The following is an 18,912-nucleotide window of genomic DNA, read 5'->3' as shown; positions in this document are numbered from 1 at the left end:
TTCTTGTGTCGGAATTGCCGCGTCATTCAAGAGGAATGACGCGACATCGATGGCAACTAGCCTGAGATCACTCTTGAGTTCGCTCAGCGCAGGTGACTGGCAAATGAAGATCTGTCGATACGGATATGCATGCCAGCGGCCTTGACGGGGTGGCCTTCGGCATCCCACGTCACTACCCGCCCGCGCGAGATGAGCAATACCCAATCAATGGCATCCGCCGCCTGATCCTCGTCATGCCGACTCGCCGACGATGCCGCATGGCCCTCGCCGCCTTGCGGCTCGATGCCCGGATCAACCGTCAGATCAGAATGCGCATTGCAGCCCATGCTTTCGATGTGCCGCAGATCCTCCTCTCCCGGGGCGCGCATGCGGTACTGACATTCGAAGGTATCGCCGAAGGTGGTGAACACGCGGTGACGCAGGACATGCACGGCTTCCAGGTCATCAGGATGGATCAGCCGATCAAAGTCCAGCTCGCGCATCACCAGCGGCTCACGCCCTGTCGCTCCCAGCATCCGCCACAGATTGGGGTGAATGTGGATGATGCGCCCGGGAATATCCATCTCCCACAGACTGTCGCCACTGGCTTCCAGGGAGTCGAGCAAGCGCCGCTCACTGGCCTGGAGTTCCTGCTGGGTCTGGCGCAGACGTCGGTACATCTCTTCCGCCGTATTATGGGCATCATCCAGCTCGACGATACCGCATTGCCCAGGAGACTCGATCTCCGCCCCCATGCCGATACGATGCAGGCGATCCCTGAGCTCTGCCAGCGGCACGGACAGATGGCGACTGATGTGGTGGGTGCGCCAGCTCATCAGCAGGAAGAAGCTCAGATAGAAGAGAATCAGGCCGCCCACCAGCGCCATGCCGACCAGTTGAAAATTGCGCCCGATCTCGGCGGTACGCGAGAAGACGGCCGACTCCTCCACCATGCTCAACATGATCCAGTCATTGCTGCTCAGACGCTCCCAGGCCACCTTGAAGGGCTCACCATTCACCAAGACGCTTGCAGAGCCACGACGCTGCCCGAGGATCTGCTCGGACAGGGTGGCGAAGACGGGATGCCTGGACAGCTCCATCTGCGCCGGCCGCAGCACGTCCTCCTCCTGGATAATGCTGACGTCCGGCTGCTCGACCGGTGCCAGAGAGAGCAAAGATTCGCCCCGCGACGGCACCGCCAGTGAGCGCCCCTTGGCATCGTAGAGCATCGCGAAGCCGCTCCAGGGCAGTTCCATGGCCAGAATCTGGTTGACGATGACATCCAGGGTCATGTCGATGCCTACCACACCGAGAAATTCGTCACCGTCGTAAAAAGGCGTGACGGCAGACGTCATCCAGCCATTGGCGGCGGGGTCCTGATAGAGATCCGTCCAGACGGTGTGGCGCTCGGGATTCATGGCCGGTGCGGCCAGGTAGAAGAAGGAGAAGTCTCGGCAATCGTGATCGGGGGGCAACAACTCAACGAGATCCACATAGGGATAGATTCGCACATAGCAGTTCGCCAGCGTCACGAAGGTCTGGATGACCGCGGGATGGGTCGAGACGATATTGCGCATCAGGGGGTCCACGGCCGTCATTCGCAATGCCAGTGGCACATCGATCTCGATATCAGGCAGCACGGCATGGAAGCCACTGGCCTGATCCCCTTCATCCCTCTGGCTGGCCCAGGCGCCACTGCGCTCGAATCCATGCCGAGCCGCTTGCTCCGCCCTGACGGGAGAAGCACTGTCGAGTCGAATCATGCGGGCCTGTGCCGCCATGCCGGTGGAGAGATCCTGTATATGTTCCAGCTGACGATTGAGGCTCTTGGCCTCGCGCAGCATGGCCAGATTCAACTCACTGCTCGACTGCGCCTGAAGGTAATTCAGGTTGGCATCACGTATCTCGTCGTTGGACAGGAAGTACACCGCTACCAGCGCCGTCTCTACCAGCAGCAACGGGATCATGGTACTGGTAAACAGCGCGCGCCAGACCCATTTCTTGATGGTGATGGGGGTACGTTGAATTCCCGGCATTGGCGGATTTCCTGATTCCTCCATAAGTGAATCGAGTATGCGCCTTCTCTTGCCTATAGGTGGACTTCGCGCTTCAACGCTCAAACATGTCCAAAAGGTCAGACCTTGGTGTCAGGACTGCGGACAGGCGGCCAAGGCTTTGCTAGGATGCTCGCCCCCAAGGAGGCTGCATGCTTTACAACTACGGTTCCATCAATATCGATCACGTCTACCGGGTCCCTCATCTGGTTCGCCCCGGTGAAACTCTGGCGAGTCACTCCTTCCGTCAGGTATTGGGCGGCAAGGGGGCCAACCAGTCCCTCGCTCTGGCACGCGCAGGCGGAGATGTCACCCACTGGGGACGTCTCGGCAATGCCGACCGCTGGGCACTTGAGCCATTGGAGAGCGCCGGTGTCATCACGTCTCAGGTCGAACTGAGCGCCAGCGCCAGCGGTCACGCCATCATTCAGGTGGATGATCACGCCGAGAACAGCATCATCCTTTACCCTGGTGCCAATCATGGCTTCACCGACGAACACCTCTCCGAGCTGTTCTCCGGAGTCACCCAGGGCGATTGGCTGCTGCTTCAGAACGAGTGCAATGCGCTTGGCAAGGTCATCGAGATGGCGCATGCCAAGGGCATGAAGATCGCCTTCAACCCGGCGCCGATGGGTGCTGAAGTGCTGGATCTCCCGCTGGAGCATTGCCAGGTGCTGTTCTTGAACCGTGGCGAAGCGGCGCAACTGGTCGAGCTGGAAGAAAGCGCACCGGTCGACACGCTGCTCAATGCCCTGCATGAGCGCCTGCCCGCCACCGAGGTGGTGCTGACTCTGGGCAGCGAAGGCGTCTGCTATCAGCTGGGCGAGCAGCGCATCCAGCTGCCTGCCCATCGCGTGAAGGCGGTGGATACCACCGCTGCCGGCGATACCTTCATCGGCTATTACCTGGCCAGCCAGATCGATGGCATGAACATCGAAGACAGTCTGCGTCGCGCCAGCACGGCCTCCGCACTCTGTGTCAGTCGTGAAGGCGCCGCTCCCAGCATTCCGGGCAGCAGCGATGTCGCTGACGCCCTGGCGGAGTGGCCCCCCCTGGACGCATTGAGCAACTGAACGATCACCCCCTTGAACCGGACAGGTCTGAGCCTTTCCTGAGGGTGAGGCTCAGACCACGGCACGCTGATTGAGGTGCCGATGGCACCGGTTCATGGCTTTATCGGCAAGAGGACATCATGAAGACTCCCATCATCTTTGATACCGACCCGGGCGTTGATGACGCCCAGGCCATCGCCATCTGCCTGGCACATCCGGACATCGAATTCCTCGGCATGACGACCACCTTCGGCAACGTCACCATCGAGACCGCCACGTCCAATGCGTTGTTGCTGGGGGAGCTGGCGGGCCAGAATATCCCGGTCGCACAGGGTGCTGCCCAACCGCTGGTCAAGGACAAGTTCCCCGCACCGGCGCACATCCACGGTGCCAACGGCCTTGGCAACATGGATATCCCGGAGCCCAAGGGCAAGGCGTTGCCCATCAGTGCACCGCAGTTCATCGTCGAGCAGGTCAATGCGCGTCCGGGCGAGATCACCCTCGTCGCGGTAGGCCCGCTGGGCAACCTGGCAACCGCCCTGCAACTGGACCCGAGCATCATCACCAAGGTCAAGCAGGTGGTCGTGATGGGTGGCTCCATCCGTGAAGGCGGCAACGTCTCTCCGGTCGCGGAAGCCAATATCTTCAACGACCCGCATGCCGCCTCCAAGGTGCTCACGGCAGGCTGGCCGCTGACCATGGTCGGCCTGGATGCCACTCACCGCTGCGTGCTGTCCCCGGCACATGTCGAGCGCATCCGTGTCGCGCAAGGTGCCCTGGGCGAGGTGCTGTCCGGCAGCTATCAGTTCTACAAGGCCTTCTACCAGGAAGCTCGTGGCATCGATGGCTGCTGTCCGCACGACAGCTGTGCCCTGGCCTGGCTGATGAAGCCGGAGATGTTCACCGTCGAGCGTGGCCACCTGAGCGTCGAAGTCGAAGGGCTGGCGGAAGGCCAGACCCTGTTCGCGCCGCAAGGACGCGAGTTCCTCGGCAATCAATGGTCCCAGACGCCGCTGGTCGACGTCTGCGTCAATGCCAACGGTGAGCAGGTCGTCGAGTGGATCACCGACGTGCTGACCGCCAAGGCTTCCTGAGCCTGTACTCCCGATATCTCGTGACGCACCGCGGGTCATGACGATACCGGCTGGCCCCCCCGCAAGGCATGCCTTGCGGGGGGTAGCCAGTCTGCGTGATGCATCGCCTTCTCTCCGCTTTCTATTGCCTCTCTCGTTTCTCTCGTCTTTCGCCTTTCGCCTCTCCCACCTCGCCGATGACAGTGTTGTGGGTAGGATTGATATCTGTGCGGAGATACAAGGTAACGGTATAATAAAAGATGCTTGCAGACTCAGACAGATCGCACACTGCCAGGCCATGCTCAACGTATGCGCGTTATCTGATAGGCTATCGGGGACGCACGACCTGCCACCCAGACGCAGTCTTCAGAATTCCATGGAGCGTTTCATGCCCTCATCGTCTCTCATGCCCGCCATGCGTGCACCGTCTCAGCTCTGCTCCGAGGGCTCGGCAGACAACGCCTGTCAGTATGACTGTCTCGTCTTCATCGGCCGCTTCCAACCCGTTCACCATGGTCATGTCGCGATCATGGAGGAGGCCCTGCGTCGTGCACGCCAGGTCATCGTCCTGGTGGGGTCTGCCTGGCAGGCGCGTTCCTTGCGCAACCCTTTCACCTTCGATGAACGCACCCGCATGATTCGCAGCTGTTTCGGGGAGGATGCCAATGCCCGACTGGAAATCGTGCCGCTGCTGGATGCTCTCTACAACGACGATGTCTGGGTGCGGGATGTGCAGCGCAAGGTGCGTGACATCGCACGCCCGCAGGCCAATCGCATGCCCCGCATCGCCTTGATCGGGGCCACGCATGGCAATGACAATGCACGTTCCAGCTATTATCTGAGTCTGTTCCCGCAGTGGGAATCCGTGGCAGGGCCTTACCACGAGGGCATGGTGGCGAGTCATATCCGCGATGTGATCTTCAGCGAGCGGGCCAGAGTCGAGGACTGGCTGGACAACGAGGGACTGGAGTTGCTGCCCGGCAGCGTCGCGCAACATCTGCGCGGCTTTCTGGAGGAAACGGCATGGCAAGGTCTGGTCGAGGAGCGGCGACTGCTCGAGCAGTATCGCGCGGCATGGAGTGACGCGCCCTATCCTCCCCTGTTCATCACGGTCAATGCGGTCGTCGTGCAATCAGGGCATATCCTGCTGACCACCCGACGCGCGGCGCCTGGCAAGGGGCTTTACGCCTTGCCCGGGGGCTTCGTCCAGTCGCAGGAGCGCCTGCTGGACGCCTGCCTGCGCGAATTGAGAGAACGCGTGCGGCTCAAGGTGCCAGAACCTGTCCTGCGCGGCTCACTGCGTGGGCAGCGTCTGTTCGATGAGCCTCACCGCAGCTGGCGCGGTCGCACGCTGGCAGAGGCCTTCTATTTCGCACTGCGCCCGGAGCAGCAGTTACCGAAACTGCGCAGCAGTGGCAAGGACAGCGAAGAGCAGGCTCGCTGGGTGGCACTTGCGGATCTGGAGCCTGACACCTTGTTCGAAGACCACTTCTTCATCATCCAGAACTTTCTGGGCTTGCATGCGGGGCAAAGCAGTTTCTGACTCGCCGATAGAGACAGCTTTGCCAGACACGACAACGGCAGGCCATTGGCCTGCCGTTGTCGTGTCTGGGTGTGGCCTGTCAGGCCTGAAGGAAATCTCGCGGCAGATTCATCAGCTGCTTCCACAGCTTGTCGATCCCCGGCTTGTGAACCAGTGAGCAACGATAGAGACGAATCTCCAGCGGAATATCCCAGGCGTCATTGCCGGCTCTCACCAGCTTGCCACTTTCCAGCTCATCCCGGATGCAGAAGTCCGGAATCCACGCCATGCCCACTCCCTGCAACGCCATGCCCTTGAGACCCTCCGCCATCGCCATTTCATAGACGGTGCGCAAGCGAAGCCGCAATGGATCATTCTTGAGCAACATCTTCACGCTGCGCCCCAGGAACGCTCCCTGTGTATAGGAGAGCAAGGGAATCGCGTCCTGACTGGTTTCGCTCTGGCCGGTCAGCGGGAAGCGTGGTTCGCCGTTCTCCAGCGGCACGCAGACCGGCAGCATGTTGACCTTGGCCACCGAGAAGGAGGGGAATGCCTCTGCATCCAGCTGCATGCTGGCGTAAGGGTCGTAATACGCCAGCATCAGATCGCAGTTGCCCTCACGCAGGGCATGGATGGCATCGCCGACATTCATGGCGGAGAGCCGCGTCGGCAACTCCCCCAGCCCTTGCTGAAGGCGCGAGATCCACTTGGGGAAGAACGCCAGCGCCAGCGAGTGTGCCGCCGCGATGTCCAGCGTCTCGTTGGCCATCCCAAGCCCGCGTAGATGGGCCAGACATTCGGACAACTGCTCGGTCAAATTGCGCGCGGTCACCAGGAACAACTGTCCTTCCGGCGTCAGGCTGACAGGCGTGGTCGAACGATCCACCAGCGTGGTGCCCACGGCCTGCTCCAACGCGCGAATTCGACGGCTGAAGGCTGGTTGGGTCACATGTCTGAGGCGAGCCGAGGTGGAGAAGCTGCGCGTATTGGACAACGCGACGAAATCTTCCAGCCATTTTGTTTCCAGGTTCACCCGAACTCCCATCGATATCGATCATGCCGGCAATATGCGTGAAAACCGGTCATGTAGCGCCTTGTCTCTGGCAGTGAGCTTCACGGGGGAGAATCACTACCTTCGTCGTATGCATTTGACGTATACGGCAGCGGCGATAGGCATTGGTCGTCGGGGCATCCTGCTGGTTACCCTTGTCCACCTCACCGCGCTTCAAGCGCAACAGTGTACTTCAGCCAGGAGTTCCGCCCAAGTGAACAGTGCCTCGGAAACCGCTCAGAACGCCATGCCATCCTCACAGCCCGACCTCAGCCATGCAGAGCAGGAGGCATTGGCAAACGGTTTCCGCCTCGAGAAGGATCTACTGGGGCGCGAGCCGGTCCCGACAGAGGCCTATTACGGTGTCCAGACCCAGCGTGCACTCAACAACTTCCATCTGTCCGGCGTGCCGCTGTCCCACTTCCCGCGTCTGGTGGAAGGCCTGGCATTGGTCAAGGCCGCTGCCGCGGAAGCCAATCACGCGCTGGGCTATCTCGAGACACGTGAGCACGATGCCATCCAGCATGCCTGTGCACGCTTGATGAATGGCGATCATCACGATCAGTTCGTGGTCGACATGATCCAGGGGGGTGCCGGTACCTCGACCAACATGAATGCCAACGAGGTGATCGCCAACCTCGGGCTGGAATATCTTGGCTATCCGAAAGGGGATTACCAGCACCTGCACCCCAACAATCACGTCAACATGGCGCAGTCCACGAATGACGCCTATCCGACGGCCATTCGCGTCGGCCTGCTGCGCAGCCACTCGATGCTGGTGGATGCGCTGAGCGAACTGGCCAATGCCTTTGCCAGCAAGGCACTGGAATTCGATGATGTCGTCAAGATGGGGCGCACCCAGCTTCAGGATGCGGTGCCGATGACGCTGGGCCAGGAATTCCGCGCCTTCGCCAACACCCTGCGCGAAGATGTCGAGCGCATCGCCAACCTCAACGAGCTGCTCAAGGAAGTCAATCTGGGGGGCACGGCGATCGGCACCGGCATCAATGCCGATCCGCGCTACAGCGCCCTGGCCATCGAGGCATTGGCACGTCGTTCCGGCATCGACTTCCGTCCGGCGTCGGACCTGGTCGAAGCGACCAGCGACATGGGGGCCTTCGTGCTGTTCCACGGCATGCTCAAGCGCCTTGCGGTCAAGCTGTCCAAGATCTGCAATGACCTGCGTCTGCTGTCTTCCGGCCCGCGCACCGGCTTCAACGAGATCAACCTGCCGCCTCAGCAGCCGGGCAGCTCGATCATGCCGGGCAAGGTCAATCCGGTGATTCCGGAAGCCGTCAATCAGGTCGCCTTTGACGTGATCGGCAACGACACCGCGCTGACCATGGCGGCGGAAGCCGGCCAGTTGCAGCTCAACGTGATGGAGCCACTGATCGCCTACAAGCTGCTGGATTCCATCCGCCAGCTGAGCCGAGCCATGACCATGCTCAAGAATCGCTGCGTGATCGGCATCACGGCCAATCGGGATCGCTGTGCGGAGCTGGTCAACAACTCCATCGGCCTGATCACCGCCCTCAACCCCTACATCGGCTATGACAACGCGACCCGCATCGCCAAGGAAGCCCTGGTCAGCGGTCGCAGCGTATTGGAGTTGGTGCGCGAGGAAGGCCTGCTGGATGAGGCGCGCCTTGAAGCACTGCTGTCGCCTCAGGCGATGACACGGCCGCGCCAGATGAAGGATTGAAGCTGCAGTAGCGTTCCGATGACTCATTACGGGTTATCCTTGCGCCAAACCGTGGCGTGGTCTGACGCGTAGTCTGAAATGACAAACGCCCCGTCCAGGCTTGAAACCTGAGCGGGGCGTTTGTCTGCTGGATAGCGGCAAGACAAGTCGCTTCTCTTTCCTCGCTTCTCTTTCCTCGCTTCTCGCTTCTCGCTTCTCTCCAGTGTCACGCTGCTATCTGGCCTGCCCTGCTGGATCCTGCCGAGTCGTCATGTTGACCCGAGGGTCACGCGGGTAGAAGCGTTCGGGCTGCGCTTCGACATGGTCAAAGTGCTTGGTGTTCTTGTAGGGCATCTTCATGAAGCCCGACACCCCCAGTCCGGAAATCAGTGGCACGGCGGCCAGGATGACATCCAGAAGATGCGCGAAATCGGCTTCACGCCCAGGGTCGAGCAGACGGTAATAACTGTGGATCTTGAGATGATGCGGCAATGCCTCGAAGATCAGCATTCCGGTGTGATGGATCTGATTGAGTTCCGACAGCGCGTTCATGATCTGTTCCGGCAGGGCCAGAAACTCCTCGGGATCCGGGCCATCCTCGAAATAGGAGTGCACTCGTGATTCATCCTCCAGCTCCGGAACGGCGCTGACTTCATAGGGAAAGCGGAGTGCCTCACGCCGAGGGGAGGCTTGCGGCAGCGTGAAGGCGTCCTCGGGGTCGTCGCGCTCCAGGTGCAAGGTATCACGCGCATTGAACAGACAGGCCTTGAACACCCCCTGTCGATAGATGGCACGCGCCAGCGCCACCATGTTGTTGACCGCTACCACGAAGGCGGCCTTGAGCGAGGGGTCATGCAGGTGCAGCGCCGTGTCCACGAAGATGCCCTGCGGCTCCCAGCGGATCGCCAGTCCCCCGACGATCGGATACTTCCCCAGCCGGCTCACGGCGGCCAGAAAGGCTTTCTCCGTATCTCCCATGCCCTGCATGAAGTTCTTGTAATAGCGATCCAGCTGGACGTCGTTGACGGCATCCAGCGCATTGGCGTGGTCGCCGTCTTCGTGGTTGGCCTGCGCACTGTCCATGCCATCGATCTCGAAGGCTTCCCGCAGAAAGGATTTGCGCGAGGTATAGACGACGGTGTCGATGTCGCGGGCGGCAGGCCTCACCCAGACGGGAAGCAGAGAGGGTATCGGCGATGACGGCAGTTCCGGCATGACCAGACGAGCCATTCTTGGCATCTCGCGCAGGAAATAGTCACCCGCCTGCATGCGCAGCATCGGGTCTTCCGCCAGCATGCCATCCAGCATGCGCGCGAACTCCCGTGGCAGTCCCAGCGAGGTTGCCGGGATGGCACGCACGCCGAAGCGACACGACTGCCCTGACGCCAGTGCATAGAGTGTCGCGGCCACGCCTTGCTCATCGAAGCGAGGCGAGGACAGCGCGCCATTGAGCTGTTCCTCGCCGATGAAGTAGACATCGCCCAGTCGCGCGTTGGTCTGCTGCAGATCATCCGACATCAGCTGCATCACATTGGTCGTGAGGTATTGCATGTGCTCGTCGAGTTGCGCGAAGACGGCACTGCCCCAGTCGATCAATGCCACCTGCTCACGCTCAGCATCGAAGACCAGGTTGGACGGTTTGATATCCCCGTGCACCACCGCGGGCGTGTCGGGGCTTGCGGATGACCCACGCAGCGACTTGAGAATCCCGGCAAGCTGACTGGCGACCCTGATCACCAGGCGCGGTGACATGCGGCCATGCTTGAGCGAGTACTCCTCGAGATTGATGCCCGGCGCGCGCTCCATGACCAGTATCGACTGGCGGCGAACGCGCTGGTAACTGATCAGGCGCGGAATCAACGGATGCGCGACCTGGTCGAGCATGAAGGCCTCTTCCTCCAGACGGTCCTGCAACGCCTGAGGCAAGGTGACCCGCGTGAACTTGAAGACGTGCTCCTCTCGAATGGCCGTGCCTTCACCAGGGCGCCACCCGGCAAACACGAAGCCATAAGCCCCCTTGCCCACCAGATGGATTTCGCGATAGCCCAGCCCCTCGAGCTGGGCAACGCACAGCGCCACCCAGTCCTTGAGCTTCTTGGCATCATGATGCGAGAGCAGGTAGATGGACTGCTCTTCCGGGATATAGAACTGTTGCAGGCGCTCATGAGCGCGCGTGTCACTCATGGACAAGCGCCTCCCTCATCGAACCCCGTCATGCCAGCGACAGCAGCATCTCATCCGGATGCTCCAGATAGTGCTTCCACAGATTGCTGAAGCGAGCGATGGTACCGCCATCGATGATGCGGTGATCCCCGGCCCAGGTGATCGTCATGATGTCGCGCGCGCAGACATTGCCATCGACATCGAAGCGCGGCAGCCGCTGGGTACGACCGAGGGCCACGATGGCGACCTCGGGCTGATTGATGATCGGGGCCGCATAGGTGCCGCCCAGAGCACCGATGTTGGAGATCGACAGCGTGCCACCCTTGAGATCCGCCTGCGGGACACGACCATTGCGTGCCGCCTCGGTCAGTCTGGCCACCTCACGCGCGATCTCGAGGATGCTCAGGCGTTCGACGCCCTTGACGTTGGGCACCATCAGGCCGGCGGCACCATCGACAGCCATGCCGATATTGCAGCTTGCGTGATAGAGCACCTGGCTTTCATCGTCACTGAGACGTGCATTGAGAATCGGCTCTTCGAGCACCGCCAATGCCATCGCCTTCATGATGAAGGGCATCAGCGTCAGGCGAGTCCCCTCCTTGTCGGCCCGTGACTTGAGACGCGCGCGCAGCGCGAGCAGCTCCGTCACATCGAGCTCATCTCCGTAATGGAAATGGGGGATCTGGGTGCTGGATTGCACCATGCGTCGGGCCATGACGGCCGCCACGCCCTTGAGGGGGACCTGCCTGGCTTCCAGTCGCGCTGCACGTGGCTCGTGCGACTCGCACGCCACCGGCTCGGCCACCGCCACATCGGGGGACACCGCAGCCGCGGGGGCCACGTCCCGATGGAGTTGATCTGCAGAAGGTGCTGTCGGGCGATCTGTCGCGGAATCACGCGCGAGATAGGCGAGCACATCCTCTTTCAATACCCTGCCGTTGCGACCAGAGCCCGCAATGGCGCTGATGTCCAGCGCATGCTCGCGCAGCAGACGACGAACCGCCGGCGTGGCAGGAATGCGCGCCTGGGCCGGGGACATGCCTGAGGCACAGGCAGACGAAGCGTGCTGTGCTGCAGCCGGCGCCATCCCTGCCTCCGTGACTGCCTCGTGCGCCACGCCAGATGCCTCGTCGGCCGTGTCATCGCTGTCAGGCACATAAGCGTACAAGGGGGTATGGACACGGGCGTTCTCCCCCTGAGCGTAATGGAAGCGCACGATACGCCCGGGCTCGGAGGCCGTGATCTCGACCAGCGCCTTGTCTGTCATCACATCGACGATCGTCTGGTCTTCCTCGACCTTGTCACCCTCGGCCACATGCCAGGTGACCACCTCACATTCGACGATGCCTTCCCCGATGTCCGGGAGGATGAAATCACGCGAACGTCGTTCACTGACAGCCTCTCCAGCGGCCTGATCCGCGCTGTCGGCGCCCGGCGCCTTCGCTCCGGACCGGGCGTGATCGCCAGACGGCGCTACTTGTCCATCTGCCCCACCTGCTTCACCTGCCCCACCCTTCCCATCCGACTCACCCGCCTCATCCACCGCAAACAGCGGTGCATGCACCCGGGCAATCTCGCCCTCCCGACAATACAGACGAACCACGGTGCCTGCGTGGGGCGCGGGAATTTCCACCAATGCCTTGTCCGTCATTACCTCGGCGACCGCCTGATCTTCCTCGATCACATCGCCTTCCTTGATCAACCACTTGACCAGCTCGCACTCGACGATCCCTTCACCGATATCGGGCAGGATGAAATCATTCATGGCACACGTCACTCCCTGCAACTCATCACGTAAACACAAGCCGTCACCTGGACATGAGCGGTCTCGACATCATCGAGCCTCCGTCAGCAATTCCAGGTCCGTGCTCAGTCATTCAGGCTCAGTCATTCAGGCTCAGTCATTCAGGCTCAGTCATTCGAGCTCCATCATTCGGGCTCAGTAATTCAGGCTCTGCTTGATGGCTTCGTATATCTTGAGCTCGTCCGGCAGGTGCTCCTTCTCGAGCACCAGCGGGAACGGTGTGTCCAGACCGGTGACGCGACGTATGGGCGCTTCCAGATACAGGAAGCAACGCTCTTGCACGGTTGCCGCTATCTCGCTGGCGAAACCTCCCGTCAGCGGTGCTTCATGACTGACCACCAGGCGACCCGTCTTGAGCACGGATTGACATACGGTCTCGAAATCCCAGGGCAGAATGCTGCGCAGGTCGATCACCTCGCAGTCGATACCGTCCTGTTCGGCCAATGCGGCCGCCTTCTCGATGACCTCCATCTGGGCTCCCCAGCCCAGAAGCGTGATGTCGCGGCCTTCACGGATGACCTCGGCGACGCCCAGCGGCAGCTCATAATCCGCTTCCGGCACCTCGCCCACGGAAGCGCGATAGAGACGCTTGGGTTCCATGAACAGCACGGGATTGGGGTCACGGATCGCCGCCAGCAGCAGACCTTTCGCCTGATGGGGGTTGCGCGGGATCACGATCTTGAGCCCGGGGGTATGCGCAAAATAGGCTTCAGGTGACTGGGAGTGGTAGAGCCCGCCGGCAATGCCCCCGCCATAGGGAGTTCGAATGGTCAGTCCGCCGACATTGAAGAGATCCCCGGAGCGGTAACGGAACTTGGCCGCCTCGTTCACGATCTGGTCGAACGCCGGGAAGATGTAGTCGGCGAACTGGATCTCGGCGACCGGGGTCGAGCCCTGCGCCGCCAGACCATTGGCGAAACCGATGATCCCCTGTTCCGTCAAGGGCGTATTGAAGCAACGCTCACGGCCGTACTTGTCCTGCAGATGACTGGTGGCACGGAAGACACCGCCGAATACGCCGACGTCCTCGCCGAACAGCACCACCTGAGGGTTGGCCGCCATCGCGATGTCCAGCGCGTTGTTGATGGCCTGCAGCATGTTCATCTGCTTCTTGCCTGAGCTCGCGCCGGCTGTCTCACCCGATGCGGGAGTGACGTCGTGACGGGCAGTGGTCGGAGTCGAATCGCTCATGCCGGCTGGCCTCCCTGCTGACGCTGCTGATGGGCCTTGCGGCTCTGCTCGATCTCATCGGCACTGAACCCCATGCTGCTGGCCCCCTTGGGATAGGCATGCGGGTATTTGCGGATATGCTGCTTGAGGTCTTCCATCTGCGCTTCCAGCAAGGGGGGCGGCGTGTCATAGACATCAGTGATCAGACTCTCCAGCGGAGGCGGAGCCAGTTTCTCGGCGCGCTTCATCGACTCGAGCACCTCTCGGCGCAGTTGATCGCCGGTAGCCTTCTCCTCCTCCTCGCTCCACCAGCCCTGGGCCTCAAGCCAGTGTCGCATGCGCAGGATGGGGTCCTTGTCGCGCCAGATGGCCTCTTCCTTCTTGCTGCGATAGCCCGAGGGGTCATCAGAGGAGGAATGCGCGGCCAGGCGATAGGTCATCGCCTCGATCAATACCGGCTGATTCGTCTCAACGGCGATCTTGCGCGCCGCCTGGGTGGCTTCGTAGACGGCAATCACATCGTTGCCATCCACGCGGATGCACTGCATGTGATAACCGAAGGCGCGCGGCGCGATGCCATCTGCGGCGAATTGCTCGCAGGACGGTGTGGAAATCGCGTAGCCATTGTTGCGGCACAGGAAGATGCACGGCACACGATGTACCGATGCCATGTTGAGGGCCGCGTGGAAATCCCCTTCCGACGCGGCACCCTCTCCGAAGATGGTAATGGTGCATTGCCCCTTGCCCGCCAGCTTCTGACCATAGGCGTAGCCGGTCGCCTGGGGAATCTGGGTCGCCAGCGGTGATGAGATGGTCATGTAGTTCAGATCACGCGAGCCGTAGTGGATCGGCATCTGGCGTCCCTTGCCGTAGTCGCGTTCATTGCCGAACATCTGGTTCATGAATTCGTCACAGCTGAACCCACGCCACGCCAATGCGCCCTGCTCGCGATACTGGGCCATGATCATGTCGTCATCCTGCAGCGCGGCCGCACTGCCGATCACCGTGGCTTCCTCACCCGTGCATTGCATATAGAAGCTCAGACGCCCCTGACGCTGGGCAGCCAGCATGCGCTCATCCAATACCCGGATGAACAGCATGGTGTGATAGATCCTGAGCGCTTTCTCGCGCGTGAGACTGACCTCTTCGCCTCCCTCATGCAGCGAGCCATCCTGGCGCAGACGCTGGAAGAGAGGAATGCAGAGCTCATCGCCGGTCATGAAGGCGATGCGATGCAGGACGTTCGCGGTTTCAGGCGCCAACTGCCGGGAAGTGGGAAGTGACGTCAACTCGGGATGTGCGGTCGGTTCAGAGCCCGACGCCATCGTGTCAGCCTTCACTGCGTCCGAGGCTGAGGCCCTGGCTGCACTCGCAGACGATGTGGAGGCGGCCGCGGGGGCCTCTTCACGAGTGGCGGGCTCACTGGTGGAGCCATCGCCCTTGCAGGAGCCGGTGGTTCTTGTATGGGACATGCGCATCATCCTCTTTACCGATCAGGTGCCTGAGGCCCCCGCCCGCTCCTTTTGAGAGCGAGCAGGCAGATGGTCTGGCTGAGCCACCCCGGGAATGCAGAGAGAAGCGCTGCGAGGAGGACTCGCGATGCAATACGCTCTCCGGCAATCGCCGATGCGACGTGGTTTCCGTCATGCCTCGTTGCTGTCAGCGTAGTCGAGGTTGTCCAGCCAGCGCTAGAAAGTTGACGTTAACGTAAAAGATAGGTGATTGCAGTGAATAGTACTGCCTGAGCGCTACATCTTTGGTGGAACGATTCGCGGCATGAGCTTATGCAGGATTGGTATGGAAACGCAGAATCCTGCAATGGGGCCGCAAAATTACGACTAAAGATGCAAGGGGACCACTCAGGTGGACTGGTAATCTTCCCGCACTAAAACGGTGCCTCAACTTGCGACACCCCCTATCAAGCAGCGCTCGGGTTCTCCTGTGTGCAATGAGCGATCGAGATCGCGACCTCGAATAAGGACAACCACATGAGTGACACTTCACGTCCCAATCTCTGGCGCCGCCTGCCGCTATGGCAGAAGATCCTCGGTGGCCTGGCGCTGGGTATCCTTGCCGGCGCCCTCATGGGTGAGAACGCCAGTGTCTTCAAGCCGCTGGGCGATATCTTCATCAATGCCATCAAGATGCTGATCGTACCTCTGGTATTCAGCACCCTCGTCGTCGGTATCACCTCGATGCGTGACCCTCAGAAGATGGGGCGCATCGGTGGCAAGACCATCGCGCTTTACCTGCTGACCACGGCCTTCGCGATTGCCATCGGCATGCTGGCGTCTGCCATCTTCCAGCCGGGTGCCGGTTTCGAATTCAGCTTCGACAAGGCCATGGAAACCAAGGAAGCACCGTCTCTGGTGCAGATCCTGGTGGATCTGGTGCCCAGCAACCCCATTGATGCGCTTGCCAATGGCAACATCATGCAGATCATCGTCTTCGCCATCGGGATCGGCGTCTCGCTGATCATGATCGGCGACAAGGGCGAACCGGTCGTGCGTGTCTTCGACAGCTTCGCGGAAGTGATGTACAAGCTGACCGAGTTCGTGATGGCCTTCGCCCCGTTCGGGGTCTTCGGCCTGATGGCACATGTCTCCGGCAACTACGGCATGGATGTGCTGCTGCCGCTGGCCAAGGTCATCGCCGTGGCGTATCTGGCGAGCATCGTGCATGTGCTGGTGGTCTACTCCGGCCTGTTGGCGACACTGGGCAAGCTGAACCCGATGCGCTATCTGCGCGGCATCGTCGATGCGCTGGTCGTGGCGTTCTCCTCGGCCTCAAGCTCCGGCACCCTGCCGATCTCGATTCGCTGTGCCCAGAAGAATCTGGGCGTCTCGGAAGGCGTATCTGGCTTCGTACTGCCGGTAGGCGCCACCATCAACATGGACGGTACCGCCATCTATCAGGGTGTCGTGGCGCTGTTCATCGCGCAGATGACCGGGATCGAGCTGTCGGTGATGGATTACGGCATGATCGTGCTGACCGGTACCCTGGCCTCCATCGGCACGGCGGGCGTACCCGGTGCCGGGCTGATCATGCTCTCCATCGTGCTCAGCCAGGTGGGTCTGCCGCTGGAAGCGATCGCCGTGATCGCCGGCATCGACCGCATCCTCGACATGGCGCGCACCACCGTCAACGTCGCGGGCGACCTGATGGTCACCACCCTCGTCGGCAAGTCCGAGAAGGAACTGGATCTGGAGATCTACAACGCGCCGCACAAGCAGTGACGCCACCAGGAGTGCTTGCGACGTCTTTCGTCCAATGGCTCAGGTGACATGTCACATAGGACATGCCACTCATGAGACACCCCAGCCGTACGATCAGTGGCTGACACGAAGAAGCCCCGCTCATCGAGCGGGGCTTCTTGTTTCGTCAGGAGTCTCTCGCCATTTCCTTTCAGGCTGTCGCCTCCGGCGGGGAATCGCGCAGCTCGCGCCTCAGCACCTTGCCGACATTGGTCTTGGGCAGGTCATCGATGAACACCACATGGCGTGGCACCTTGTAACTGGCCAGCTCCTTGCGCGACCACTCTCTCAGCGCATCCGCCTCAAGCTCCGCACCGTCCTTGAGTACCACATACAGCTTGATGGCTTCCCCGCTACGTTCATCAAGAACCGATACCGCAGCGGCCTCCAGGACATCCGGATGTCGCACGATCACGTCCTCGACCTCGTTGGGATAGACGTTGAAGCCGGAGACGATGATCATGTCCTTCTTGCGATCGACGATGCGCATATAGCCATCGTCCTGGAAGACCGCGATGTCACCGGTGCGCAGGAAGCCATCGGCAGTGAAGCTATCCTTGGTCGCCTGCTCACGCTGCCAATACCCCTTCATCACCTGCGGCCCCTTCACGCACAGCTCACCGGGCTCTCCCATCGCGACAAGCTCGCCCTCTTCATCGTAGAGACGCACCTCCGTCGAGGGCATCGGACACCCGATGGTGCCCAGCTGGATGGCGTCCAACGGATTGAACGACACGATCGGCGAGGTTTCGGTCATGCCGTAGCCCTCGGAGATATCACTGCCGGTGACCCGCTTCCACTCTTCTGCCGCCTTGCGCGTCAGCGCCACGCCTCCCGAGGTGGTGATCTTGAGCTTCGAGAAATCCAGTGCCTGGAAGCCGGGGTTGTTGCACAGTGCCACGAACAAGGTGTTGAGCCCCACGAACATGGTGAAGTCATGCTTTTGCAGCGTCTTCACGAAGCCCGGAATGTCCCGCGGATTGGGAATCAGCAGTGAATGATTGCCCTCGCTGAGCATGCAGGCCAGATGAATGGTGAAGGCATAGATGTGATAGAGCGGCAGAGGTACCACCAGCGTCTCATTCCCGGCCGAGAGCCCCTGGGTCAGCGCCATCTTGCCCTGCAGCATGTTGGCCAGCAGGTTGCGATGCGTGAGCATCGCTCCCTTGGCGACGCCTGTGGTGCCTCCGGTGTATTGCAGGACGGCGACATCATCGAGTGCCAGTGTCGGCCGCTCCCAACGCTCGGCCTTGCCCTGCGAGATGGCCTGTCGCAGCGGGATGGCATCCGGCAAGCGATAACTCGGCACCAGCTTCTTGACGTGCTTGACCACGGCATTGATCAACAGGCGCTTGAGCGGTGGATGCATGTCGCCCAGTTCGCAGACCAGCACGTACTCAAGGCCGGTACGCTCGCGTACCCGCTCCACCTTGTCGGCCATGTTGGCCAGCACCACCAGCGCCCGTGCACCGGAGTCATTGAACTGATGCTCCATCTCGCGCTCGGTATACAGCGGATTGGTATTGACCAGCACCAGCCCCGCACGAATGACGGCGAAGGCCACCACCGGGAACATCAAGGTATTGGGCAACTGGATGGCGACCCGATCGCCCGGCTTGAGATCGGTCTCGTGCTGGAACCAGTCCGCCAGCTGGCGACTGGAAGTTTCAAGCTCTTCAAAGCTCATGGTGCGGTCCATGCAAGTGAAGGCCGGCCGCTGGGCGTGGGTGCGACAGGCGTTCTCGAACATGTCCATCAGGGAATCAAGGCCGGTGAAGTCCACTTCCCGCGAGGAGCGCAGGCACGACATGCCGCTCATGTCGTCTGTCGTTGGCTGTGCTCTCGAAGCGTCGGGCGAGGCATCTGCCACGTGGGAAGGTTCTGTAGTCACGTCGTTGGTGGAGTCGTTAGTGGACTTGCCTGGCTCATTGGGTCGAGCCGCTAGGGGATCATGCATGGCGTTGCTCCTTGAACAGTACGTGGGGCGCTCGGCGTCACTGCCCCCGCTACCTTGTTGTTGTAAGACGTTGTTGTAAGACGTCGTCGCGCGACTACGTCGTAAGACATCGTGGTGAGTTGCTTGGTGAGTTGCGTGGTGAGGCGCTGCTG

12 protein-coding genes are annotated in these 18,912 nt (G+C 61.1%); 5 read left to right on the top strand and 7 right to left on the bottom strand.

Features of this window, described 5'->3' with window-relative positions; translation table 11 throughout:
- Positions 1–83: 83 nt before the first annotated feature.
- Positions 84–2,015: a hypothetical protein gene (locus tag QD172_RS00250; protein WP_279854523.1), complete on the bottom strand. Its 1,932-nt coding sequence runs from the start codon at positions 2,013–2,015 to the stop codon at positions 84–86.
- A 170-nt stretch (positions 2,016–2,185) separates the two neighbouring features.
- On the opposite strand from QD172_RS00250, the gene QD172_RS00245 reads away from it, so the two are divergent.
- From QD172_RS00245 to QD172_RS00235, 3 genes are all read left to right on the top strand, one after another.
- Entirely contained in the window at positions 2,186–3,106 is a 921-nt protein-coding gene (locus QD172_RS00245) for a ribokinase (RefSeq protein WP_084208701.1), read from the top strand.
- Between the two features lie 119 nt (positions 3,107–3,225).
- Positions 3,226–4,179, top strand: coding sequence for a nucleoside hydrolase (locus QD172_RS00240; protein ID WP_077376524.1), 954 nt, complete (start codon positions 3,226–3,228; stop codon positions 4,177–4,179).
- Between the two features lie 394 nt (positions 4,180–4,573).
- Positions 4,574–5,701: a bifunctional nicotinamide-nucleotide adenylyltransferase/Nudix hydroxylase gene (locus QD172_RS00235; RefSeq protein ID WP_258038301.1), complete on the top strand. Its 1,128-nt coding sequence runs from the start codon at positions 4,574–4,576 to the stop codon at positions 5,699–5,701.
- 79 nt (positions 5,702–5,780) lie between these two features.
- Here QD172_RS00235 and QD172_RS00230 read toward each other — a convergent pair whose 3' ends face one another.
- The gene (locus QD172_RS00230; RefSeq protein WP_077377372.1) at positions 5,781–6,713 is read right to left on the bottom strand and encodes a LysR substrate-binding domain-containing protein; all 933 of its coding nucleotides are present in this window, start codon (positions 6,711–6,713) and stop codon (positions 5,781–5,783) included.
- A gap of 265 nt (positions 6,714–6,978) precedes the next feature.
- Here QD172_RS00230 and QD172_RS00225 point away from each other — a divergent pair, with 265 nt between their 5' ends.
- Positions 6,979–8,433 (top strand): aspartate ammonia-lyase, encoded by a 1,455-nt coding sequence (locus QD172_RS00225; RefSeq protein ID WP_077377375.1) that lies wholly within the window; start codon positions 6,979–6,981, stop codon positions 8,431–8,433.
- Between the two features lie 213 nt (positions 8,434–8,646).
- Here the strand turns inward: QD172_RS00225 and QD172_RS00220 are convergent, their stop codons facing one another.
- The 4 genes from QD172_RS00220 to QD172_RS00205 all read right to left on the bottom strand — a co-directional run bounded on the left by QD172_RS00220 (position 8,647) and on the right by QD172_RS00205 (position 14,769).
- The gene (locus QD172_RS00220) at positions 8,647–10,596 is read right to left on the bottom strand and encodes a phosphotransferase (RefSeq protein ID WP_279854522.1); all 1,950 of its coding nucleotides are present in this window, start codon (positions 10,594–10,596) and stop codon (positions 8,647–8,649) included.
- A gap of 28 nt (positions 10,597–10,624) precedes the next feature.
- Positions 10,625–12,340: a dihydrolipoyllysine-residue acetyltransferase gene (locus QD172_RS00215; RefSeq protein ID WP_279854521.1), complete on the bottom strand. Its 1,716-nt coding sequence runs from the start codon at positions 12,338–12,340 to the stop codon at positions 10,625–10,627.
- 174 nt (positions 12,341–12,514) lie between these two features.
- Entirely contained in the window at positions 12,515–13,483 is a 969-nt protein-coding gene (locus QD172_RS00210; protein ID WP_084209720.1) for an alpha-ketoacid dehydrogenase subunit beta, read from the bottom strand.
- Positions 13,484–13,566: 83 nt separating this feature from the next.
- Positions 13,567–14,769, bottom strand: coding sequence for a thiamine pyrophosphate-dependent dehydrogenase E1 component subunit alpha (locus QD172_RS00205; protein WP_176494037.1), 1,203 nt, complete (start codon positions 14,767–14,769; stop codon positions 13,567–13,569).
- 768 nt (positions 14,770–15,537) lie between these two features.
- Between QD172_RS00205 and QD172_RS00200 the strand changes: the two genes are divergently transcribed.
- Positions 15,538–16,785 carry a dicarboxylate/amino acid:cation symporter gene (locus QD172_RS00200; RefSeq protein ID WP_084208707.1) on the top strand — a complete coding sequence of 416 codons (1,248 nt, stop codon included), beginning with the start codon at positions 15,538–15,540 and terminating at the stop codon, positions 16,783–16,785.
- A 169-nt stretch (positions 16,786–16,954) separates the two neighbouring features.
- Here QD172_RS00200 and QD172_RS00195 read toward each other — a convergent pair whose 3' ends face one another.
- On the bottom strand, positions 16,955–18,622 hold the full coding sequence (locus QD172_RS00195; RefSeq protein ID WP_279854520.1) for an AMP-binding protein: 1,668 nt from the start codon (positions 18,620–18,622) through the stop codon (positions 16,955–16,957).
- Between the last annotated feature and the right edge of the window lie 290 nt (positions 18,623–18,912).

The sequence above is a fragment of the Cobetia sp. 10Alg 146 genome, assembly GCF_029846385.1.
Classification (GTDB): Bacteria; Pseudomonadota; Gammaproteobacteria; order Pseudomonadales; family Halomonadaceae; genus Cobetia; species Cobetia marina.
Note: the sequence above shows the minus strand (reverse complement) of the source record. Positions and strands in the feature narration are given on the sequence as shown.

Coding starts and splice junctions, on each gene's coding strand:
- QD172_RS00250 (WP_279854523.1), bottom strand. CDS start 2,015: ATGCCGGGAATTCAACGTACCCCCATCACCATCAAGAAATGGGTCTGG.
- QD172_RS00245 (WP_084208701.1), top strand. CDS start 2,186: ATGCTTTACAACTACGGTTCCATCAATATCGATCACGTCTACCGGGTC.
- QD172_RS00240 (WP_077376524.1), top strand. CDS start 3,226: ATGAAGACTCCCATCATCTTTGATACCGACCCGGGCGTTGATGACGCC.
- QD172_RS00235 (WP_258038301.1), top strand. CDS start 4,574: ATGCGTGCACCGTCTCAGCTCTGCTCCGAGGGCTCGGCAGACAACGCC.
- QD172_RS00225 (WP_077377375.1), top strand. CDS start 6,979: ATGCCATCCTCACAGCCCGACCTCAGCCATGCAGAGCAGGAGGCATTG.
- QD172_RS00220 (WP_279854522.1), bottom strand. CDS start 10,596: ATGAGTGACACGCGCGCTCATGAGCGCCTGCAACAGTTCTATATCCCG.
- QD172_RS00215 (WP_279854521.1), bottom strand. CDS start 12,340: ATGAATGATTTCATCCTGCCCGATATCGGTGAAGGGATCGTCGAGTGC.
- QD172_RS00210 (WP_084209720.1), bottom strand. CDS start 13,483: ATGAACATGCTGCAGGCCATCAACAACGCGCTGGACATCGCGATGGCG.
- QD172_RS00205 (WP_176494037.1), bottom strand. CDS start 14,769: ATGACCGGCGATGAGCTCTGCATTCCTCTCTTCCAGCGTCTGCGCCAG.
- QD172_RS00200 (WP_084208707.1), top strand. CDS start 15,538: ATGAGTGACACTTCACGTCCCAATCTCTGGCGCCGCCTGCCGCTATGG.
- QD172_RS00195 (WP_279854520.1), bottom strand. CDS start 18,622: ATGAGCGGCATGTCGTGCCTGCGCTCCTCGCGGGAAGTGGACTTCACC.